Source organism: Streptomyces hyaluromycini (genome assembly GCF_002217755.1).
In the GTDB taxonomy this organism is placed as follows: domain Bacteria; phylum Actinomycetota; class Actinomycetes; order Streptomycetales; family Streptomycetaceae; genus Streptomyces; species Streptomyces hyaluromycini.
Genome location: NZ_BCFL01000037.1, coordinates 17240 through 39060, shown reverse-complemented (window position 1 = coordinate 39060; position 21821 = coordinate 17240). Strand labels below are relative to the sequence as shown.

At 72.7% G+C, this 21821-nt stretch carries 19 protein-coding genes and 1 pseudogene; 9 read left to right on the top strand and 11 right to left on the bottom strand.

The features are described 5' to 3' along the window. The first annotated feature begins 10 nt into the window (after positions 1-10). A complete protein-coding gene (locus SSP29_RS46865; RefSeq protein WP_089107120.1) occupies positions 11-2281 on the top strand; it encodes a CaiB/BaiF CoA-transferase family protein in 2271 nt (756 codons plus the stop codon). After that, a complete protein-coding gene (locus SSP29_RS46860; protein ID WP_089107119.1) occupies positions 2278-3957 on the top strand; it encodes an AMP-binding protein in 1680 nt (559 codons plus the stop codon). Before SSP29_RS46865 ends, SSP29_RS46860 begins: the two co-directional genes overlap by 4 nt. On the opposite strand, the gene SSP29_RS46855 is transcribed toward SSP29_RS46860, so the two are convergent. After that, positions 3905-4696, bottom strand: a complete 792-nt coding sequence (locus SSP29_RS46855; RefSeq protein ID WP_089107118.1) for a helix-turn-helix domain-containing protein — start codon at positions 4694-4696, stop codon at positions 3905-3907. The genes SSP29_RS46860 and SSP29_RS46855 overlap by 53 nt on opposite strands. Before the next feature lie 93 nt (positions 4697-4789). Between SSP29_RS46855 and SSP29_RS46850 the strand changes: the two genes are divergently transcribed. After that, positions 4790-5653 (top strand): NAD(P)H-binding protein, encoded by an 864-nt coding sequence (locus tag SSP29_RS46850; RefSeq protein WP_089107117.1) that lies wholly within the window; start codon positions 4790-4792, stop codon positions 5651-5653. 9 nt (positions 5654-5662) lie between these two features. Here the strand turns inward: SSP29_RS46850 and SSP29_RS46845 are convergent, their stop codons facing one another. Further along, a complete protein-coding gene (locus SSP29_RS46845) occupies positions 5663-7090 on the bottom strand; it encodes an MFS transporter (protein WP_089107116.1) in 1428 nt (475 codons plus the stop codon). 113 nt (positions 7091-7203) lie between these two features. Here SSP29_RS46845 and SSP29_RS46840 point away from each other — a divergent pair, with 113 nt between their 5' ends. Then, a complete protein-coding gene (locus SSP29_RS46840; RefSeq protein ID WP_150136286.1) occupies positions 7204-7605 on the top strand; it encodes a winged helix-turn-helix transcriptional regulator in 402 nt (133 codons plus the stop codon). 30 nt (positions 7606-7635) lie between these two features. Here the strand turns inward: SSP29_RS46840 and SSP29_RS46835 are convergent, their stop codons facing one another. The 5 genes from SSP29_RS46835 to SSP29_RS46815 all read right to left on the bottom strand — a co-directional run bounded on the left by SSP29_RS46835 (position 7636) and on the right by SSP29_RS46815 (position 11243). After that, positions 7636-8058 carry an acyl-CoA thioesterase gene (locus SSP29_RS46835; RefSeq protein ID WP_089107115.1) on the bottom strand — a complete coding sequence of 141 codons (423 nt, stop codon included), beginning with the start codon at positions 8056-8058 and terminating at the stop codon, positions 7636-7638. An 84-nt stretch (positions 8059-8142) separates the two neighbouring features. Further along, a complete protein-coding gene (locus SSP29_RS46830) occupies positions 8143-8778 on the bottom strand; it encodes a hypothetical protein (RefSeq protein ID WP_089107114.1) in 636 nt (211 codons plus the stop codon). Positions 8779-8867: 89 nt separating this feature from the next. Then, a complete protein-coding gene (locus SSP29_RS46825) occupies positions 8868-9467 on the bottom strand; it encodes a histidine phosphatase family protein (RefSeq protein WP_089107113.1) in 600 nt (199 codons plus the stop codon). A gap of 3 nt (positions 9468-9470) precedes the next feature. Next, positions 9471-10001, bottom strand: coding sequence for a hypothetical protein (locus SSP29_RS46820; RefSeq protein WP_089107112.1), 531 nt, complete (start codon positions 9999-10001; stop codon positions 9471-9473). A gap of 33 nt (positions 10002-10034) precedes the next feature. After that, the gene (locus tag SSP29_RS46815) at positions 10035-11243 is read right to left on the bottom strand and encodes a pyridoxal phosphate-dependent aminotransferase (RefSeq protein ID WP_089107111.1); all 1209 of its coding nucleotides are present in this window, start codon (positions 11241-11243) and stop codon (positions 10035-10037) included. An 82-nt stretch (positions 11244-11325) separates the two neighbouring features. On the opposite strand from SSP29_RS46815, the gene SSP29_RS46810 reads away from it, so the two are divergent. After that, entirely contained in the window at positions 11326-11952 is a 627-nt protein-coding gene (locus SSP29_RS46810) for a winged helix-turn-helix transcriptional regulator (RefSeq protein WP_089107110.1), read from the top strand. A gap of 421 nt (positions 11953-12373) precedes the next feature. On the opposite strand, the gene SSP29_RS46805 is transcribed toward SSP29_RS46810, so the two are convergent. The 3 genes from SSP29_RS46805 to SSP29_RS46795 all read right to left on the bottom strand — a co-directional run bounded on the left by SSP29_RS46805 (position 12374) and on the right by SSP29_RS46795 (position 16081). Next, the gene (locus tag SSP29_RS46805; protein ID WP_089107109.1) at positions 12374-13174 is read right to left on the bottom strand and encodes a hypothetical protein; all 801 of its coding nucleotides are present in this window, start codon (positions 13172-13174) and stop codon (positions 12374-12376) included. Beyond that, a complete protein-coding gene (locus SSP29_RS46800) occupies positions 13174-14436 on the bottom strand; it encodes a VWA domain-containing protein (protein WP_089107108.1) in 1263 nt (420 codons plus the stop codon). Before SSP29_RS46800 ends, SSP29_RS46805 begins: the two co-directional genes overlap by 1 nt. 139 nt (positions 14437-14575) lie before the next feature. Beyond that, a complete protein-coding gene (locus SSP29_RS46795; RefSeq protein WP_089107107.1) occupies positions 14576-16081 on the bottom strand; it encodes an IucA/IucC family protein in 1506 nt (501 codons plus the stop codon). A gap of 126 nt (positions 16082-16207) precedes the next feature. Between SSP29_RS46795 and SSP29_RS46790 the strand changes: the two genes are divergently transcribed. The 4 genes and pseudogenes from SSP29_RS46790 (at position 16208) to SSP29_RS46780 (ending at position 21273) form a co-directional block, all read left to right on the top strand. Beyond that, the gene (locus SSP29_RS46790) at positions 16208-17719 is read left to right on the top strand and encodes an IucA/IucC family protein (RefSeq protein ID WP_089107106.1); all 1512 of its coding nucleotides are present in this window, start codon (positions 16208-16210) and stop codon (positions 17717-17719) included. A 114-nt stretch (positions 17720-17833) separates the two neighbouring features. After that, complete coding sequence (locus SSP29_RS46785; protein WP_089107105.1) at positions 17834-19249, top strand: MFS transporter; 1416 nt, start codon at positions 17834-17836, stop codon at positions 19247-19249. A gap of 242 nt (positions 19250-19491) precedes the next feature. Then, a pseudogene (locus tag SSP29_RS61055) lies at positions 19492-19596 on the top strand (HipA family kinase); the annotation flags it as partial. An 862-nt stretch (positions 19597-20458) separates the two neighbouring features. Then, positions 20459-21273, top strand: a protein-coding gene (locus tag SSP29_RS46780; RefSeq protein ID WP_089107104.1) for an IS5 family transposase whose coding sequence is annotated in 2 segments (ribosomal slippage) — positions 20459-20804 and positions 20804-21273 — 816 coding nt in all. Because the reading frame shifts where the segments join, the coding sequence is not laid out codon by codon here. On the opposite strand, the gene SSP29_RS46775 is transcribed toward SSP29_RS46780, so the two are convergent. Then, on the bottom strand, positions 21265-21753 hold the full coding sequence (locus tag SSP29_RS46775) for a DUF5959 family protein (protein WP_089107103.1): 489 nt from the start codon (positions 21751-21753) through the stop codon (positions 21265-21267). The two genes, SSP29_RS46780 and SSP29_RS46775, sit on opposite strands and share 9 nt — an antisense overlap. Positions 21754-21821: the final 68 nt, after the last annotated feature.

Sequence of the window (21821 nt, the reverse complement as noted above, 5' to 3'; positions counted from 1 at the left end):
AGGAGGACAGGTGAGCGCAGCAGCAACCCCGCGGGTCGTCGAACTGACCAGCCCCTTCACCCGCTTCGCCGGCCGGCTGCTGGTCGGTGTCGGCTACGAGGTGGTCCTGGCCGAACCCCCCGAGGGCCACCCCGACCGGCAGGAGGACCCGGTCGGCTTCGCCCACTGGCACGCCGGAAAGCGCTCGGTGACCGTCTCGGGACCACCGGAGCTGCGCCGCCTGCTCGCAGGCGCCGACATCCTCCTCGACGGCACCCCCGACGGCGCCGACACCACCGGCCTCGACCATCTGGTCCACGTCCGCGTGACCCCGTTCGGGCTGGTCGGCCCGCGCAGCCACTGGCAGGGCACCGATCTCGTCGTGGCCGCCCTCGGCGGGATGCTCGCCCAGGTCGGCGACCCCGACGGGCCGCCCCTGCACCTGCCCGAGAACCAGGCGGAACACCTCGCGGGCGTCAACGCGGCGATCGCCGCCCTGCTGGGCCTGCGGGCGTGCCGGCGCGGCCCCGGACAGCTCGCCGACGTCTCCGCGCAGGCCTGTGTCGCCGCCGCCCTGGAGGCCGGCACCCTCGCCTACCTGCACGAGGACCGGGTGCCGCCGCGCCCCGGACACGTACACCCCCTGGTCCCGCACGGGCTGTTCCGGGCCGCCGACGGCCATCTGGGCGGCGGGCTCGGCGGCAGCCCCCGGATGTGGGACGCGCTGCTCGACTGGCTGTGCGAGCAGGGCGCGCAGGCGGACCTCACCGAGCCCCGGTGGCAGGACCCGGTCGAACGCAAGAAGCACCAGGAGTACGTCTTCAAGGTCGTCCAGGACTTCGCGGGCACCTGGCCGAAGGCCGAGTTCGCGGAGCGCGCCCAGGACCGCAAGCTGCCCTGGGCCGCCGTCGACGTACCGGCCGAACTGCCGGACAACCCCCAGCTCGTCGCGCGCGGCTTCTTCACCGAGGTCGACGGCCGCACCGACCTCGGATTCCCGTTCGCGTTCCCCGAGGGCCGCAGGACCACCGCTCTCACCGTGCCGGCGGCGGGCGCCGACCAGAAGCTGCTCGCGGCGCGGCGCCAGGTGTCCGTGGGGGAGGGCGACTCCGCCCGCCCCGCCCTCGACGGCGTCCGCGTCCTCGACCTGACCTGGGTGCTGGCGGGCCCTTACTGCACCAAGGTCCTTGCCGACCACGGCGCCGACGTCATCAAGGTGGAGTCGGCCGGCCGCCCGGACCCCACCCGGTTCGCGCCCTTCATGCACCTCTCCCGCGGCCCCCACACCGACCCGGACACCAACGGCTACTTCAACGAGGTCAACCGCAACAAGCGCAGCATCGCCCTCGACACCCGCACCGACGACGGCGTGGCCGTGCTGCGCGACCTCGTCGCGTCCAGTGACGTCCTCGTCGAGAACTTCAGCGCCACCGTCATGACCAGGCTCGGCCTCGGCTGGGACACCCTCCGCGAGATCAACCCCCGGCTCGTCTACGTCAGCATGTCCGGCATGGGCCACACCGGACCGCGGGCGGGCTGGGTGTCGTACGCCGACACCGTCTCGGCGAGTTCGGGGCTCACCGGCCTCACCGGCTGGGGGCCCGACGACGTGGTCGGGGTCATCTACGGCCACGGCGACATCGTGGCCGGACTGCAGGCGGCGCTCGCCACCGTCGCCGCGCTGGAACACCGGGAACGGACCGGCCGCGGGCAGCACATCGACCTCTCCCAACTGGAGGCGATCGCGGCCCACATGGGCACCAGCCTGGTCACCTCCGCGCGGTCCCCGATCGGCAACACGCATCCGGTGTGGAGTCCGCAGGGCGTGTACCGGTCCCTGGGCGCGGACAACTGGCTTGCCGTCAGCGTCCGTTCGGACGAGGAGTGGGCGGCGCTGTGCCGGGTGATCGGACGCCCCGACCTGGCGGCGACGGCCGACCGCAGGCGGCACAGCGCGCTCGTGGACGAGGCGATCGGCGCATGGACGCGGACCCTCCCCGCCGACCTGGCCGCCGAGTTGCTGCAACAGCAGGGGGTGCCCGCCGGGGCGGTGCAGGACGGCCGCCAACTGGTCGAACACGACCCGCAGTTGAGGGCGCGCGGCTTCTACGTCCGCAGGGCGCACCCGGCCGCCGGCGCCTTCCTCCACGAAGGCCCGCCCATCCGGCTCACCCGCACCCCCGGCTCGGTGCGCACCCCCGCGCCGCTGCTCGGCGCCGACACCGAGGAGGTGCTGCGCGAGGTGGCGGGATACTCCCCGGAGCGGCTCCGGTACCTCTACGACGCGGGAGTACTGCGGTGAACGCCGGCGGCCCGACCGTGCCGGAACTCGTCGAGGCGGCCGCGGAGCGCTACGGCGACCGCCCGTTCCTGCGCGTCGGCCGGACGGCACGCACCTACGCCGAGACCCGCGAGGCGGCGGCCGGGATGGCCGGGGCACTGGCGGCCCAGGGCTGCGGACCGGGCGACCGGGTGGCGGCGCTGCTGGGAAACCGGGTCGAACTCGTGGACCTGTTCCTCGGCTGCGCCTGGCTGGGCGCGGTCGCGGTACCGCTGAACACCGCACTGCGCGGCCGGTCGCTGGAGCACGCCCTGCAGGAGGCACGGCCCCGGTTCCTGTACGCCGAGCCCGAGCCGGCGGGGCGGGCGGCCGAGGCCGGGTACCCCGGCACGGTGTGGGTGGCGGGGGACACGGCGACCCCGCACCCCGGCGAAGCCGCCGGGCCGCCGCCGCGCCCTGGCGAAGCCGCTGGGCCGCCGCCGCGCCCTGGCGAAGCCGCTGGGCCGCCGCCGCGCCCTGGCGAAGCCGCTGGGCCGCCGCCGCGCCCTGGCGGTGCCACGCCGCTGCCGCCGTCCCCCGTCCGGCCGCAGGACACCGCCGCCGTCCTCTTCACCTCCGGCACGACCGGTCCGGCACGCGGAGTCCGCTGCCCCCAGGCCCAGTTCGTGTGGTGGGGTCGTACGGTCTCGGACGCCCTGCGCCTCACCTCCGACGACGTGCTGTTCACCTGCCTCCCGCTCTTCCACACCAACGCCCTGAACACCCTGGCCCAGGCGATGACGGTGGGCGCGTGCGTCGTGGTCGGCGAGCGTTTCTCCGCCTCGCGGTTCTGGCGGCAGGCGGCAGACGCCGGTGCCACCACCGTCCATCTGCTCGGCGCGATGGTCCCCATGCTGCTCGCCGGGCCGCCCGGCCCGGACGACCGGGCGCATCGGGTGTGGCGCGGCCTCTCCCCGGCCACCCCCGGCCCGCTGTGGGAGCCCTTCCGCGAGCGGTTCGGCGTCACGCTCGTCGACGGGTTCGGCTCCACGGAGACCAACCTCGTCATCGGCTCCACCCCCGAGCGCCACCGGCCCGGGTACATGGGCACCGTCCGGCCCGGTTTCGACGCCCGCGTGGTCGACGGGGATCTCGGCCCCGTACCGGACGGCACCCCGGGCGAACTCCTCGTCCGCAGCCACCGCCCCTTCGCCTTCGCCACCGGCTACCTGGGCGAACCCGAACCGGCCCCGGACTCCTGGCGCCGGACCGGCGACCGCGTGGTCCGCGAGCCCGACGGCTGGTTCCGGTTCGTCGACCGCATCAAGGACGTCATCCGGCGCCGCGGCGAGAACATCTCCTCGTACGAGGTGGAGGCGGCCGTCCGCACCCACCCCGCGGTCGTCACGGCCGCCGCCTTCCCGGTCGCCTCCGAACTGGCCGAGGACGAGGTGATGGTCGCCGTGGTCCTGCGGCCCGGCTGCGCGCCGGACCCGGCCGACCTGGCCCGGCACTGCGCCCGCGAACTGCCCGCCTTCGCCGTTCCCCGCTACATCGAGACGGTCGCGGAACTGCCGCTCACCGAGACCGGCAAGGTGCGCAAGGCGGTACTGCGGGAACGGGGGGTCACGCCCGGCACCTGGGACCGTGACCGCGCGTCCGGGGTCAGGGCTGCCGGATCGACTGGCAGGGGGTCGTGGCGGGCAGCCGGCCCCTGAAGTAGGAGCGCGGCGGGACGCCCATCAGGGCACGGAAGTCGGTCGTCATGTGCGACTGGTCGAAGTAGCCGGTCGCGGCCGCCAGTTCGGACCAGCCGGCGCTGCCCGCCCGGGCGGCGACCGTGCGGACCCGGTCGATACGGGCGTAGTGCTTCGGGGAGACCCCGACGCCGTCCGTGAACAGGTTCCGCAACTGGCGTTCGCTGACCGCCAGTTCCCGGGCCACGTCCCGCACCTGTGCGGGTGCCCGGTCCATCCGCACCGACAGCGCGGCCACGCCCGCCCGCAGCAGTGCCGTCCGGGCCGGGTCCGCCTGCTCCGCCAGCAGCCCGGGCAGCACCTCGGCGATGCGGGGCAGCGCCTCCCGCGGATCCAGCCACCGCACCTCACGCGCGAACCGGCGGGCCACCCCGCCCGGCAGGGCGTCCAGCGGCACCACCCGGCCGACCAGCCCGGCGGCCGGCACACCCAGCAGAGCCCGGGCGGTACCCGGCGCGAGGCGCAGCTCCGCACACGCGATGTGGGCCTTCCCCTCGTGGTAGGCCGCCCGCACCCGCGGCCCGACGGCCAGCACGTCACGCCGCCCGTCCCCGGTCACCCGCAGCACCACCTTGGTCCCCGCGTCCGGCAACTGGACGAACGTCCCCTCCGGCGGGTCGGTGAAGGACATGGTCCGCACCTCCGCGACCCACGGGCGCAGCGCCTCGGGCGTGGTCGGAAGCGGCTCGGCGATCGTCATCGGCACCCTTTCACCGTAACGGCCCGGCGTCGCCGCCCGGTCGGACCGGCCGTGCCGGAATTTCCAAGAGCCGGGCGCCCCGGCGGGCCCACCGTGGACCACATGATTCTGGTGACGGGTGCCACGGGCACCATCGGACGTGACGTCGTACGACAACTGGCCGGGCGCGGTGCGAAGGTACGCGCCCTCACCCGCGACCCGGCGAAGGCGCAACTGCCCGCCGGGGTGGAGGTGGTGCGCGGGGACTACGGCGACCCGGCCTCCCTGGACGCCGCGTCGGCCGGGGCGACGGCCGTGTTCCTGCTGCGGCCGCCCGGCCCCGACGAGGGGCAGGACGCGGCCCTGGTCGCCGCGGCGCGGGCCGCCGGCGCCGACCGGCTGGTGAAGCTCTCCGCCATCGCCACCGGTGACCCGGCCTCCGGTCCCTCCGGGTCGTGGCACGTGGCCGGCGAGCGGGCCGTGCGGGACAGCGGGCTCGCCTGGACCGTGCTGCGGCCGTCGTCGTTCGCCTCCAACACGCTGACCTGGCTCCAGGCCCTGCGCGCGGGCGAGCCGGTGCCCAACATGACCGGGGACGGCGCGTCGGGCGTGATCGACCCGCGCGACATCGCCGAGGTGGCGGTGCGGTCCCTGCTGGACGCCGGGCACGCGGGGCGGACGTACACCCTGACCGGTCCCGAGGCGATCACCGTCCCCGGCCAGGCCGCCGTGCTCGCCGAGGTCCTGGGCCGCCCGGTCCCGACCCGGGACCTGTCCCCGGACGAGACCCGCGCATTCCTGCGTACGGCCTGGGGCATGGACGAGACCCGGGCGGAGGGCGCCCTGACCGGCCTGGCGTTCGTCCGCGCCGGTGGCAACGCGGTGCTCACCGAGGACGTGGCCGAGGTACTGGGCCGGCCGGCCCGGACCTTCCGGACCTGGGCCGCGGACAACAAGGGCCTCTTCGAGGTGAGCTGAGGCCCTGTCTCACCGGCTCCGCGGCCGCAGTACCGCCCCCGCCAGCACCAGGGCCGCCACCGCGATCCCGGTCGCCACCCGGAACGCCAGCCGGTAACCCTCCGCCGTGGCCGGGACCAGCTCCGCGCCCCGGTCCAGCAGTCCGCCGGTGCGGCTCGCAGCCAGCGTGCTCAGCACCGCAAGCCCCAGCGAACCACCCACCACCTGCGTGGTGTTGAACAGCCCCGAGGCCAGACCGGCGTCCTCCTCGGCGGCGCCGGACATGGCGAGACCGGTCAGCGGGGGCATGGCGGCCGCGAACCCGGCCGCCATCAGCAGCATGGGCGGCAGCACATCGGCGGCGTACGAGCCGTCGGCGGGGGCCCGGCTCAGCAGCGCCATGCCGCCGCTGATCAGCACCAGCCCGGCGAGCAGCACCCGGTACGCCCCGAAGTGGCCGATCGCCCGCGCGGAGAGGGTCGTCATCAGCACCCCGAGCGCCACCGGCGCCGGGAGGAAGGCCAGGCCGGTGGCCAACTCCCCGAATCCCAGGACCCGTTGGAGGTAGAGCGCGCCGATGAACTGGAAGCCGTACATCGTCGCGATCATCAGGATCTGCACGGCGTTCGCGCCGGTCAGCGACCGGGAGCGGAACAGCCTGGGCCGCAGCAGCGGGCGTCGGGCGCGCGTCTGGCGGACGGCGAACGCCGTGAACAGGACGAGGGTGAGCGCCGTCAGCAGCAGGGTCGTGGCCGTGCCGCGGTCGGCGGAGCCCACGACGACGTACACGGTGAGCATCAGCGCACCGGTGACCAGCGCCGCGCCCGGGTAGTCGGCGCCGTCGCGGAGCCCGGCGCCGCGCTCCGGGGACAGCACCCGGACCGCCGCCACCCAGGCGACGACGCCGATCGGCAGATTGATCAGGAAGATCCAGTGCCAGCTCAGGGCCTGGGTCAGCGCCCCGCCGAGGAACGTGCCCAGCGTGGCGCCCAGCGACCCGACCGCGCTGAACACCGCGATGGCACGGGCCTGTTCACGCGGCTCCGGGAAGAGGGCGACCAGCATGCCGAGCACGACCGCCGAGGCCATCGCCCCGCCGACGCCCTGCACGGCCCGCGCCGCGATCAGCAGCCCCTGGCTCGTGGCCACCCCGCACAGCACGGAGGCCGCGGTGAACACGGCGAGCCCGGCCGTGAACATCCGCTTGCGGCCCAGCAGATCACCCATTCGGCCGACCAGGAGAAGCAGTCCGCCGAACGGGATCAGATACGCGTTCACCACCCAGGCGAGCCCCGCCCCGGAGAAGCCCAGGTCGGTCTGGATCGCGGGCAGCGCGACGGTCACGATGGTGCCGTCCAGAATCGTCATGAGGGCACCCGCGCACAGAATGGCGAGAGATGCCCGGCGAGGGTACGTTCGATGCCGTGTGCGCGTCGGTGACGTGGTGAGAGCCGTCATGGCGCTGTGGCCTCCGTATTCTCCGGCGGAACCGGGTTCCGGTCCCTAGGTGCACGACTTGTAACGGAGGACATCGTGAGTGACCATGGGAGTCGGCGTAAGGAGGCAGTCGGATGTCCCAGAGGAACACCGATGTAACCGCTCAGGTCGTGAACGCGCACGCCTGCCCGGTCCGTGAGGTTCTTGACAGGGTGGCCGGCAAGTGGAGCGTCCAGATCCTGGTCGCGGCCTCGCACGGGCCCATCCGCTTCACCGAGCTGGAGCGCAGCATCGAGGGCATCAGCCGCCGGATGCTGACCCTCACCCTGCGCAACCTGGAGCGCGACGGACTGGTGACCCGCACCGTGTACGCGACCGTGCCGCCACGGGTGGAGTACGGACTCACCCCGGTGGCGCTGGAGTTGCACGAGACGCTGCTGCGGCTGACCGACTGGGCCGAGCGCAACCGCGGGTACATCGCGCAGGCACGGGCGGCCTACGACGCCGAGCACCAGCCCGAACTGCTCGACGCGTAGACGGATCGGAACCGACGGGCCCGCCGGCTCTCAGAGCCCGAACAGCTCCGGGTCCGAGGTGAGTTCCTTGAAGATCTCACGAGGGTCGGCGACCAGCTTCCGGGCCTTCAGGTCCAGCAGCCCGCCTACCGCGTCGACCTCGGCGGCCAGCGTGCCGTCCGCCTTGGTTATCTTCTGCACCACCCGGAACGTCTTGCCGCCGCTCCACTCGAACGCGCAGGTCACATCGACCTCGTCACCGGCGAGCAGCTCCCGTTTGTAACGGATGGTCGTCTCCAGTCCCACCGGGCCCACGCCCCGCCCGATCAGCTCGGCCTGCGTGACCCCGGCCGCCTGGAGCAGCGACCAGCGGGCGTGCTCGGCGTAGTTGATGTACACCGCCTGGTTCACATGGCCCTGCACATCGGTCTCGTAGCCACGGACCGTGACGCGGACGGAATACGGTTCGCTCACGACTTCCCCTTCTCGTGTACGACGTTCGTGCACGATGTCTCGTGTACGACGCACTGATCCCTTGTCGGCATCCTGACACGAGCGTCACGCCCGGCGTGGCGATGCCAGCAGATAGCGCGTTCGGCTCCGGGGTTCCGTGTACTCGCCGGTCTGCCAGCCCGCCCGCTCCAGGGTGGCCGCGCATGCCCGCAGGGGTTCGCCCGCCGGCGCGTACACCGCGACCGCCTCCGGCTGCGGGGTGGCCCGCACCCGGTACCCGGGGGTGTCCGGCCCCTCGGGCGGATGCCCGGCCGCCTCCAGGGCGAGTGCGGCGGCCCGCACCAGATGCGCACGCTCCCAGCCGCACGGCCGGTCCGTGGCGCCGTCGGGGTTGGTCATCCGGCGCAGTTCGAGCAGTCCCTGCCAGGCGCTGTGGACCTCGCGGGCGCGGGCGGGCCCGGTGTCGGCCGTGTCCTCCCCGCCGACCCGCGCGGCGAAGCCCCCCGTCGGCTCGGGTTCCGTCGCGGCCCTGGGTTCCGTCGCGGTCAGGGGCTCCGGAGCCTCCCGTGTCCGATGCCCGGCCGGGGTGAGGAAGTGGTCGTGCGGCGGGCGCGGGTGCCGGAAGGCGAGCCCGCGCTTCACCAGCGCCGCCAGCTGCGCCTCCGTACCCCGCAGCCGTCCGGTGACCGGGTCGGCGGCGTCGATGACCCGTCGCTGCGCGGCGGTGGGCGGTCGGGTCACGGTGCTCCTCCCCGGTGGTCGGCGGTCCGCAACCGCCTGATGGGCGGCCTGTTCGAAGACTACGACCGGGGACTGACAACGCGGTCCCGCTACCCGCTGGGCCGGATGTTCCAGCCCGCGATCACCGGCCGTTCGTGCTCCGTGCCCAGCCGGCACAGTGTCCCGGTCGCCAGCTGGAAGAGGGCCCCGGCGGACGGGGGCAGGCCGAGGCGGCGGGCGGTCAGGACGCGCAGGAAGTGCCCGTGGGCCACCAGCAGCACGACCCCCTCCGTGTTGGCGAGGGCCGCCTCGACCTTGGACAGCATCCGGTCGGCCCGCTCCCCGACCTGCTCCGGGCTCTCCCCGGGATGCTCCGGCGGGCCGGGCGCCACTCCGTCCGTGAACAGGAACCAGCCGGGCCGGGTGCGCTGGATCTCCATGGTGGTCACACCCTCGTAGCCGCCGTAGTCCCACTCCCGCAGGTCGGCGTCGACGCGGGCGTCGGGGACCCCGATCAGCTCGGCGGTCTCGCGGGCCCGCTGGAGCGGGCTGACGAAGGCGGCACCGATGCGGTGCGAGCGGATCAACGGCACCAGCCGCCGCGCCTCGTCCCTGCCGTGCTCGGTGAGCGGCACGTCGGTCCACCCGGTATGCCGTCCGGACCGCGACCACTCGGTCTCACCGTGCCGGACGAGAAAGACATCAGCCATACGTCAGAGGCTATGAGCCCAGCGTTCCAGTTCGGCGAACTCACGCGCCCGCAGGCCGTGCCGCGGATCCACCGGAAGGAGCAGTGCGGGGCCTTCGTGGTGCTCGGCGACATGGCGGATGTCGAGTTCGGTGACCATGTCGTCCACCCACACGAACGGCCGCCCGGCCGCCCACGCCACGACGGTCCGCGTCTTCCAGTACAGGCCGTCCGGATCCTTCGCGAACAGCTCCGGCCACTCGATGACGGGCAGCTCGGGCAGCCCGATGACCGGTCCGATCATCTCGTTGGCCTGGTGCATCCAGGTGGTGGCCCAGGCCAGTTCGTACGGCAGTGCGAGCAGCCGGGCCCCGTGCCCCGGATGCAGCCGCACCCGCAGCCCCCGGCGCAGCCTGCGGGAGCCGGGCCGCTGGCGGTCCGCCCAGTTGGCGGGGTGCAGCCTGCGGGTCACGTACCCGCGGTGCCGCAGGAACCGGGCCCGGAAGGGATTCAGGGGGCCGTCGACGTCGAGGAGGAGCAGTGGCCGCTGGGTCATGGGGACGACATACCCGGACAGCCCCGCGGTCCATTACTGCCGATAGCCGCTCAGGAACCGCCCGATCCGGCCGATCGCCGTCTCCAGGGTCTCCGCATGGGGGAGGGTGAGGATGCGGAAGTGGTCGGGGGCGGGCCAGTTGAAGCCGGTGCCCTGGACGACCTGGATCTTCTCCTGGAGCAGCAGGTCCAGGACGAACCTCTCGTCGTCGTGGATCGGGTGGACCTTGGGGTCGATGCGCGCGAAGGCGTAGAGGGCGCCCTTCGGCTTGACGCACGAGACGCCGGGGATCTCGTTGAGCTTCTCCCAGGCCACGTTGCGCTGCTCGTACAGCCTGCCGCCGGGGGTGACGAGTTCGCGGATGGACTGGCGGCCGCCGAGCGCGGCCTGGATGGCGTACTGGGCGGGGGCGTTGGCGCACAGCCGCATGGAGGCCAGCATGGTGAGGCCCTCCAGGTAGTCCTTGGCGTGCTGCTTCGGGCCGGTGACGACCAGCCAGCCCGAGCGGAAGCCGGCCACCCGGTACGTCTTGGACAGGCCGCAGAAGGTGAGGACGACCAGGTCGGGGGCGAGGGCCGCGGTGGAGTGGTGGACGGCGTCGTCGTACAGGATCTGGTCGTAGATCTCGTCCGCGAAGACCATCAGGCCGTGCCGGCGGGCCAGGTCGAGGATGCCCTCCAGGATCTCCTTGGGGTACACCGCGCCGGTCGGGTTGTTCGGGTTGATGATGACGACGGCCTTGGTGCGGTCCGTGATCTTCGACTCCATGTCGGCCAGATCCGGGTACCAGTCGGCCTGTTCGTCGCAGAGGTAGTGCACCGCCTTGCCGCCGGCGAGGGTGGTCACCGCCGTCCACAGCGGGAAGTCCGGGGCGGGGATCAGGATCTCGTCGCCGTCCTCGACCAGCGCCTGTACGGCCATGGAGACCAGCTCCGAGACGCCGTTGCCGAGGAAGACGTCGTCGACGCCGACCTCCAGGCCCAGGCTCTGGTAGCGCTGGGCGACGGCCCGGCGGGCGGAGAGGATGCCGCGCGAGTCGGTGTAGCCGTGTGCCTGCGGGAGCATCCGGATCATGTCCTGGAGGATCTCCTCCGGCGCCTCGAAGCCGAACACCGCGGGGTTGCCGGTGTTCAGGCGCAGCACGCTGTGGCCCGCCTCCTCCAGCGCGTTGGCGTGCTCGATCACCGGTCCGCGGATCTCGTAACAGACCTCGCTGAGCTTGTTGGACTGCCGGAACTCCATTGCGCCCCTCCGGAAACTCGTGTTGCTTGGTTTTACCAAGTAGGAGCTTGGAAAGTCCAACATCTTGTCTAGACTGCGTCGCATGTCACCTCGCCGAAGCTACGACCAGTACTGTTCCGCAGCCCGCGCCCTCGACGTCGTCGGCGACCGCTGGACCCTGCTGATCGTCCGGGAGCTGCTCGCCGGTCCCCGCCGCTACACCGACCTGCACGCGGATCTGCCCGGGGTCAGCACGGACGTCCTCGCGTCCCGGCTGAAGGACATGGAGCGGGACGGGCTCACCACCAGGCGGCGGCTGCCCCCGCCGGGCGCGGCGTACGTCTACGAACTCACCGGGCGCGGGCGGGAGTTGCTGCCGGTGCTGCAGGCGCTGGGCAAGTGGGGAGAGCCCGACCTGGGCGAGCGCCGGCCCACCGACGCGGTACGCGCCCACTGGTTCGCGCTGCCGCTGCTGCGGGCCCTGCAGGGCGAGGGGCTCGTCGAAGTCCGGCTGGGGGAGGGGGACTTCCACCTCCACGTCGGCGCTGAGGACGGCCCGGTCTACGGCGACGGCCCCGCCCCGGCCGAACCCGACGCTCGGCTCGTACTCGACACCGGCACGGGCACGGCCCTGGCCCGGGGGGAGTTGAAGCTGCCGGAGGCGGTACGGGCCGGACGGGTGACGGTGACGGGCGACAGCGCCCTGGCCAAGGAGCTGCGGGAAGCCTGACAACGGGGAGTCCCCGGACTCCGACTCCCTCACCAACCGAGCCGACCGAGCCGACCGAGCGGGCCGCGCCGACCGAGCGGGCCGCGCCGACCGAGCCGACCGAGCGGGCCGAGCGGGCCGAGCCGACCGAGCGGGCCGCGCCGACCGAGCCAACCGAGCGGGCCGAGCCAACCGAGCGGGCCGAGCCGACCGAGCGGGCCGCGCCGACCGAGCCGACCGAGCCGACCGAGCGGGCCGAGCGGGCCGCGCCAACCGTGCGGGCCGCGCCGACCGAGCCAACCGAGCGGGTCGAGCCGACCGCGCCAACCGAGCGACCGAGTCGGCCGAGTCGGCCGGGCCCGGGGTGTGGCAGCGAGCCGGCACCCCGGACCTGGACTTCTCAAGTGACCGAGTCGGGTGGGCGGGTGGGCAAGAACCGCGGTCAAACCCCCCGCGGCCGCCCCGACCCCCGCGTCAGCGCATACCCGCCGATGCCCGCCAGCGCGGCCAGCACGCCGCCGATCCCGGTCCACACCCAGCGGTCGGTCCACCAGCCGGAGGACCAGCCGTCGTCGGGCTCGATGGAGGACAGCACCGCCGACTTCGTCGACGAGGAACTGACCCCGTCCGACTCGGACTTGACCGCGATCCCCGGCACCAGCGGCTTGGCCAGCGAACCGTCCACCGCAGCCGAGCCGCCGATGTCCTTGGAGTCGACCTTCACCTCGGCGCTCACCGGCTGGCCGAGGTCCGCCGAGGTCAGGTTCACCACCGTCAGCCGGATGTAGTACGTGCCGGGCAGCGGGTCGTCGGCCCACGGCTCCGACCAGGCCCGCACCGTCCGCATCACGCACGCCAGCTCCACCGAGGCGGCGCCCTGCGCGGCCGTGCGGGTCTGCGCGCCGTACTGGCAGGCCTGCCGGCGCCGCAGTCCGTCGTACACGTCGAGCTGCCAGGTCTGCCCCGCGTGCGAGTCGGGCAGCTTCACCGTCGCCTTGACGTCCGGACGCTGCCCGGCGTCGGCCGGGAACGACCAGTACAGGTAGTCGCCGGTGGACCCGCTGGCCGTCGCCTGCTGCCCCTGGTCGATCTCCGTCGCCGTACGGAAGGACGTGCCCGCCTGGGTGGGCGCCGCGCTGTCGTCCGAGGCGCTCGGCGAGGGCGAGGCGTCGTCGGCGGCCGCCGGACCCGCCGCCAGGCCCACCGCCAGCAGGGCGGCGCTCAACACACGTGTGATCGACATCAGTTGGTCCTCCAGACCGCGACCCGCCAGCGCGACACCCAGCCCCACACCAGACCCGCGAGGAAGCCGGTCAGCACCAGGGCGCCGAGCAGCCACCAGCCGCGGCCGAGACCGAAGGAGGCGACGTCGCTCGCCTTCGACGGCCCGTCCACCACGTCGACCGTCAGCTCGACCGGGAGACCGGGGCTGGTCTTCACCCCGGACGCGGCCGAGAAGGAGTTGGTCACCTGGAGGCAGACGGTCTCCGGGGTGGTGTCATCGTCGTCGCTCTCGGCCTTCGGGTACCGCAGCCCGGTCGAGATGACGTCCGTACGGCCCAGGCCCGACGCCTCGCCGCGCACGATCTCCCGCCCGTGCACGGTCACCGCGCGCAGCAGCACCCCGTAGTCGGCGTTGACGGCCCGGTCGGCCGCGACGCTCACCGAAGCGCGCAGCTCCTGGCCGGGGTTGACGTCGACCTTGTACCAGCGCTGCTGCCCGAACTCCTCACGGTCGGTGTACAGCCCCGACTTCAGCGCGGGCGCGGACGAGCACTGGTCCGTCCCCTCGGTCGCCACCGGCGTGACCACGGGGTCCGCCGCGCGGTCCACCAACTGGCCTACCCGGTCGGTCAGTTCCTCCTTGTGCTGGACGGAGGTGTACGTGCCGCCGGTCGCGTCCGCGATGCAGCTGAGCTGGTCGCGGGTCTTCGCGTCCGGCACCAGGCCGAGCGTGTCGATGGTCAGCCCGACGCCCTTGGCGGCGATCTCGCGGGCCACCTCGCACGGGTCCAGCGGCTGGCAGGTGTCCTCGCCGTCGCTGATCAGGACGATACGGCGGGTCCCGTCACCGCCCTGGAGATCGTCGGCCGCCTTGAGCAGCGCGGGGCCGATCGGGGTCCAGCCGGTCGGCGAGAGCGTGGCGACGGCGGTCTTCGCCTCGGTGCGGTCCAGCGTGCCGACCGGGTACAGCTGCGCGGTGTCCTTGCAGCCCTCCTTGCGGTCGTTGCCGCGGTAGTCGGCGCCCAGCGTGCGGATGCCGAGCTGGACCCCCTCGGGAGTCGCGTCCAGCACCTCGTTGAACGCCTGCTTGGCCGCGGCCATCCGCGTCCCGCCGTCGATGTCCGCCGTCCGCATGGAGCCGCTGACGTCCAGCACGAGTTCCACCTTGGGGGCGGCCTCTGTGGTCTCGTCGGCGACCGCTTGGCCGGGGAACGCGATCCCGGCCGCCAGGGCGGCGAGCAGAGCGCAGACTCCTGCCGCCGGCCGATGTGTTCTGATCATCGGCGGATCCTATTGATCAAAGGCACCGGGCTCCAAAACGGGGTCCGGAGCCCGAAACCGGAGTGACCGGCAGGCCAACGGAGGGCGGCGGGCGGCCGGTGCGACCACCGGGCGGGTACCGGTGAGCGGACCGCGGAGTTCACCGGGTGTCGGCGAGCGGGTTCGGCAGGGCCGCCCACTGGTCCCCGGGGACCTCCGGCGACAGCCGCATCAGGGTCAACGCCTTGGCCGGCAGCGGGCCTTCGAGAAGGGCCGCCAGGTCGGGGGTGACGGGCAGGTGCCGTACGGCCGCCTCCAGGGCCGTCGCCAGGGCCGGTCCGGAACCCGCCGTGCCCGCCAGCGCGCCCCCGACCAGAGAGCCGAACAGCTTGCGGCGCAGAGTCGTTTCGTCGTCCGTGACCAGGCGTCCCGTCAGGTCGGGCGGGGTGATGCCGTGCCGGCTGAGGCGGGCGGGGCTGAGGCGGATGTCGGCCAGGTCGCGGTAGACCAGCCGGAGGGGTGCCCCGGTCCCGGAGAGGACGACGAGGAGGTTCTGGCCGTGCGCCTCCAGGGCCACGCCCAGGTCCAGCAGCCGCAGCCCCACCGTCAGGGCGAGCCGGGTGAACTCGGCCAGCCAGGAAGGCGATTCGGGGAGGGCGGTGGTGGTCAGCGCGGCCACCGGGAGGACTCGCTCGCCGGGCGCCGCGTACACCTGCGGCGACTCGCGCAGCAGCGCCGCCAGATCGGGGGAGCCCGCGGTCATCGCGCCCAGGGTGCGGGTGACGTGCAGGAGGCCGTCCGTGCGGGAGGCCAGGTCCGTCGCGAACGACGACAACGTCGCCGCCGCACCGACCGAGTACGCCGAGATGTCCCGCACGGACGAGGTCAGCCGGGCACTGAGCGCGGTCTTCACATGGGATCCGCCGGGGAGCGCGAGCGTGCGCAGGGACATCAGGGGATGCGCGTCCCGCCAGTGCCCGGCGGAGCCGCCCTTCAGGACATGGGCGCTCTGCCACGGGTGCACGGGGACCAACAGCCGCTCGCCGTCCCGGAGTTCGTCCGGCCAGTCGCCGGTCAGCAGGCAGTCGCCGGCCGCGACCGGGACCGTCTCCAGGCCTACGACCGGCCGGTGCTCCGGCCCGTACGCGAGCTGCTCCGCCGCCGAGAAACCTGGCCGGGAACGGCAGTTGGGATGGAAGGGGTGCCCGTCGACGACCCGCTGCTCCCACTCCCAGTCCTGGCCCGGCCACTCCTTCGGGGGAAGCTCCCGGTCGGCCCGCGAGAGCGCCAACGACGCGGCACTGTGTCCGAGTTCGACCGCGAACCCGTCGGAGTGCGGCCACCCCAGATCCGTCATCAGCCGCGCCGGATCGTCGTACGCCACGCCGTCCAGACGTACGGCGGTCACATACGCGTCGGTGGCGTACGGATCCGCCCGCGGGCCGTGCAGCGCCCGTCCGTCGGCCAGCCACAGGGCCAGGCTGTGCGCCCCGCGCACCCGGCGCGCCACCCACGGCAGCGGCTCGTGGGCCAGCGCCCGCCACAGCCGGGTCAGCACCGCCGCCCGCGCACCGGGCAGCTCGGCCGCGTACCGGTCGACGAGGTCCGGCCGCGCCTCGGCCAGCTCCGCGGCGAGCCGGGTCTCGATGGGGGAGGGACGGTGCACGGGAGGGCTCCTCGGGGACGGGTACGACAGTCATGATGACCGGAGACGACCGACATACTGATCACGATCGGACTCTGTGGACGCAGAGAACGAGACGCAGAGAACGAGACGCACAGAACGAAACGAATGGAACGCGTGGACCTCATGCCCCCCAGCGACGCCGTCGGCGAACGCGCCGACGCGTACGCTGCCGCGCCCCTGCTCAACTGCCTGCTGCGGGAGGTGGCCCAGCCGCTCCCGGACGCCGGGGAAGGGCGGCCGCGGGTCTACCGGCTGCCCGGCGGCGGCCGGCTGCTGCGGGTGCGCGGCGAACGCCGGCCGGCCGCGCCCGAGGTGTACGCGGACGGCAGCTGGCACCGCATCGGCCACGCCGAGCTGGTGAAACTCGTCGCCGAGGAGCTGCGCGGGCACACCGGGCTGTCCAACGGCGACCTGCCGACCGAGATGATCGACAGCCGGGACGCGGTCGCCGCGCTGCTCACGGCACGCGCCCGGGCGACGGCGCCCGACGACCCGTATCTGCGTTCGGAGCAGTCCCTCATCACCGGCCATCCCTACCACCCCGCCCCCAAGGCGCGCGGCGGCGGCCCGGTCGCCGCCTGGTTGCCGTACGCCCCCGAGGCGTACGCCCGGTTCCCGCTGGTGCTGCTCGCGGTCCGCGAGGACCAGGTGGTGGAGGAGGGCGACACGGCCGCGCTGGACGCACTGGACGCCTCGGCCGCCGTACCGCGGGGCTACCGGCTGCTGCCCGCCCACCCCTGGCAGCTGGACCTGGTCGCCCGCGACCTCGCCCCGGCCTTCGCGGACGGGCGGCTGCTGCGCCTCGGCGAGACCGGCTTCACCGCCTGGCCGACGGCCGCGATCCGCACGGTGTACGAGCCGGAGCGGGATCTCTTCCTGAAGTTCAGCCTGGACGTCCGGATCACCAACGACATCCGCCGCCTCTGGGCGCACGACCTGCGCAGACTGCGCCGTACGAACGAGGCCGCGACCGCCGCGTTCACGGCGATGGACGGGCCCGCCGGCTGGCTCGGCGACCGCGGCTACCGCACGGCCCGCTTCGCCTTCGAGGAGCTCGCCGTGCTGGTCAGGGACGGGCTGCGCGGGGCGCTGCTGCCGGGGGCCACCCCGCTGCTCGCCGCCGGCCTGGTGGAGGGCTTCGACGGCGACCCGCTGGCCGCCGCGACGGACCCCGGTACCTGGTGGGAGGCGTATCTGCGGGCGGTCGTACCCCCGGCTCTCACCGCCTTCGCCGAGCACGGCGTCGTCCTCGAAGCGCATCTGCAGAACACCCTGGTCGCCGTCGACGCCGACGGTACGCCGGTGCAGGCGCTGTACCGGGACGCCGAAGGGGTCAAGCTGCTGGCCGACGTGGAGCGGGCCGCCGGGTGGGAGCGGCTGGTGTACTGCCTGGTCGTCAACCACCTGACCGAGGTGGCCGCCGCGCTCGCCGAGCGCCACCCCGGGTTCGATCCGTGGCCCGCGGCACGGCGGGAGCTGGCCCGCCATCCACTCCCGGAGGTGACCGACCTGCTGGCCTCCCCGACCCTGCCGGGCAAGACGAACCTGCTGCTGCGCTGGACCGGGGCGGACGGCGCCGACGCGCGCTATCTGCCGTTGCCGAATCCCCTGGCCTGAAACCGTACCCGTACCGCGTGCCGGGTCCGTCCAGGAGCATGACGCCACTATTTTGTGGCTTCTGATGCCATACGTCATATTTCATATGTCGTTGAATGGGACGGAGTTGGTGCCGTGGCGTTCGCGGAGCCGGCCGGCGGTGGTGGGCCGGTGTCCTCTCCCGAGTCGGCTCCGGAGTCCGGGCGACGGTCCTGGGCGCCGCTGCTGGCGGTGTGCGCCGGGTATTTCATGGTGATCCTGGACGTGACGGCCATCAACGTCGCCGTGCCGGTGATCGGCCGGGAGCTGTCGGCCTCGCTCACCGGCATCCAGTGGATCACCGACGGGTACACCCTGGTCTTCGCCGGGTTCCTGCTGACCGGTGGCGCGCTGGGGGACCGGGTGGGCAACCGCCGGGTCTTCTGCGCGGGCGTGGCGGTGTTCACGCTGTCCTCGGCCGCGTGCGCGCTCGCGGTGAGCGCCCCGTTCCTGGTTGCGGCCCGGCTGGCGGAGGGGCTCGGTGCGGCTCTGATCGTGCCCGGTTCCCTGGCCCTGCTCCAGCAGGCCTACCCGGCGCCGGCCGCACGCTCGCGGGCCTTCGGACTGTGGGGTTCGATGGCGGGCATCGCGGCCGCCGCCGGTCCGCTGCTGGGCGGGCTGCTCGTCACCACGCTGGGCTGGCGCTGGGTGTTCCTCGTCAACCTGCCCGTCGGGGTGGCCTGCCTGGTGCTGACGCTGCGGCATGTGGCGCGCTCGCCCCGGCGCACCGACCGGGCACTGGACTGGCCGGCGCAGTGCGCGGTGGTGGCGGCCGCGACGCTGCTGACCGCGGCGCTCAACGAGGCCGGACGCCGGGGCTGGTCCGATCCGGCTGTTCTCGCCGGGGTGGGCCTGGCCGTGCTGGCCGCCGCGGCGTTCGCGGTGCGCGAGCGGCTGGCCCGCTCTCCCGTCCTTCCGCCGAGCCTGCTGCGGTCCCGTGCTATGAGCGGTGGAGCCGTCGTCGGCCTGCTGTTCAACTTCGGCTTCTACGGCATGGTGTTCACCGCCAGCCTGGAATTCCAGCACCAGCGCGGCTTCAGTGCCCTCGGCACCGGGCTGGCGCTGTTCCCGGCGGTGGCGATGACCATGTTCGCCTCGGTCCTGTCCGGGCGGCTGGCCCGCCGCACCGGCGATCGTCCGCTGGTGGTCTCCGGCATGCTCCTTGCCGCCCTGGGGCTGGCCGGGTGGGCCGCGGCGGGAGCCGCCGCCTATCCGGTACTGGTGGCCCCGATGATGGCCGCGGGGTTCGGTACCTCCTTCGCCCTCACCGGTTCGACCGCCACCGTGATGGGTGCCGCGCCTGTGGCGTACTCGGGTGCCGCCTCCGCCCTGTTCAACACCACCCGCCAGATCGGCAGCGCCACCGGCGTCGCGCTCGGCGGCAGCCTGCTCGCCACCGCCACCGACTACACCACCGGGCTGCGCACCAGCATGGCCGTCGGCGCGCTCGCCTACCTGGCCGCCGCGGGCCTCGCCTGGCTGTGCGTGCCGGCAGCACCGAAAAAGACCTAGGTGTCCTCACGGCCGTCGGGCAGGCCGGAGGAGCATCACCCCTATCCCGGACTCGACGCCCACTCCGACACCCAGCCGTACGGTGTGTGTCCCCACTTCTGATCCGCCGTAGCCGCAGGGGCGCCGATGCCGCCGCGGTCGCCGGTCGCGCCTGGTCACTATGCTCTCTTCATGCCGGAGGCTCGAAGCAGGAGCCGCACGGTCGTGGAAAGTAAGGCAAAACACCGCTGGAGCCCTGGAAGATGATGAGAGAGGTCGCTGCAACCCGCTACATCGAACCCCTGAGGGCCGGTGGTTCCGTGCCCGCAGTCGTCGAGGCCGACGACCTCGGCACGTACGTCGTGAAGTCGTCCACCAAGCGCTCCTGACCTGCGGAAACTTGGTCCATTGTGTCTCTGGCCTGCGTAGATGGATCTTTCAGCGTCCATCAGGTCCGTGCCGCGTTATGTAGCCGATCCTCCCCACACGCCCCCCGGTAGCGGTGGTACTCCCCAGATTCTCCCCAAGGAGTAGTCCCGCTATGGGCCGCGGAGACACGAAAGGTATCTCTGCCCATGGCGCGCTGAGTGACTGTCGCGGATGGGGCGTTCTGAAACAGGTAGCTCTGCCATGGTCAGTTGTCGCGGAAGAGACCAGCGAACGCGGTGACCTGCCACGATGAGCGGCTGATGGTCGCTGACCTGCGCGAACGACCTGTCAGCTGTTTCATGTTCGTGCCGGTTGATGGGGCCGGAAGTCCCAGAAAAGTCCCAGAGGGCTCCCAGGGCTGACGGATGCTCTTTCGGCTCTATACGCCAATGGAGGTTCGTCGATCGCCTCCGTCGGCGACGAGGGTGCTGGAACCTTGGTGTCGGGCGGCCGGCGCTCGGTGGATGCCTGGCGGGATCGTAGGTTCCTGATGATCGACGATGAATGACTCTGCGGTCGCCGGTGGCGGTGAGCCGGCGGTGCCTGCCAAGCCGCGGGCGCCTTACAGAGCGGCCCGTCGCGCGGGCCCGGCGGGCGAAGGCGCAGGAGCTGATCCGCCTCCGTCGCGGTCCGGAGCACCGCCGCGTCGCGAGCACCACCGGATCGGCTTCGCTCCCGGGCAGGGAGTCGGCGGGCCCCCGCGTCGGCGGGGACCACGGCCACCCGGGAACTTAGAACTCCTAACGAAATGATCTTCGAGGTGGTTGGATCACTCCAGAGCCGACGATCCGGGGGTGCGAGGTGGCGCGGCCGAAGCCATGGGAAGTCGGCGACGAGTTGTGGGCAGTGATCGAGCCGCTGCTGCCCAAGGTTGAGCGTCGGACCCAGCAGCCCGGGCGCAAGCGGCACCCGGACCGGTTGGTGTTTCAGGGCATTCTGTTCGTCCTGCACACCGGGATCGCCTGGGAACACCTGCCGCAGGAACTCGGCTTCGGCTCGGGCATGACCTGCTGGCGCCGCCTGGCCGAGTGGACCGAGGTCGGAGTGTGGCCCCGACTGCACGAGGTCCTCCTCGCCAAGCTCCGCAGCGCGAACGCCCTGGACTTCTCCCGGGCGGCCGTCGACGGCTCCCATGTCCGCGCGTTAAAGGGGGCTCCAGGACCGGACGAAGCCCCGTTGACCGGGGCAGGACGGGCAGCAAGCACCACCTGATCACCGACGCCACCGGCATCCCGCTCGCCGTCACCCTGACCGGCGGCAATCGCAACGACGTCACGCAGCTCATTCCGCTGCTGGAAGCCGTTCCACCGGTGCGGGGGAAGCGCGGCCGACCCCGGCGCCGCCCGGACATCGTGCTCGGTGACCGTGGTTACGACCACGACAAGTACCGCCGCCTCGTCTGGGCCCTCGGCGTGAAACCGGTGATCGCCCGACGCGGCACCGAGCACGGCTCAGGACTGGGTACCCAACGTTGGGTCGTGGAGCGTGCATTCGCCCACCTGCACTGGTTTCGCCGCCTGCGGATTCGCTGGGAGATCCGCGACGACATCCACGAAGCCTTCCTGACCCTCGGATGCGCCCTCATCTGCTGGCGGCGACTTGTCTCCCTACCCTGACAGCATCGGAACCCAGTGATCCATCACCTGGCGCAGACGCTGGCGATGATCAGCAATCCAGTCGTCCGGAGGGACGAGCGGGACCCGCACGGTCACCATGGACCCGGACTCGTCCTCCACGACCACCTCAGGGCAGTCACGCTCACCCGTGAGCTGGATGAAGATGGAGGGCCCACTGCTCATCTCCATCCAGGCCACGTCTTCGCCGGCGTCAAGGTGGTCCAGTGCGTCGGCCCAGCTCTCCAACCTCGCGACGTACAGCGCCAGATCGACACGGCCGGACACGAAGGGCGTCTTGACGACGATCTCCGCGTCGAGCCCGGCGGTCCATCCGGGGCTACGTCCCAGAACGTTGACCGAGACGCTGTTGCCCTCGTCATCAGCGAGCGAGATGAGCTTTCTCGGGGGACTGTCTCCCATAGCTGCCCTTTCGTCGGCGAGTACCGAGCGATCCTCGCCCGACCTGAGGCCAGCCTTCATCTCATTTTGTTAGGAGTTCTTAGCCTCGCACTTTCATGAGGCGAGCTGTCCGGCTGGTGATCAAGAAA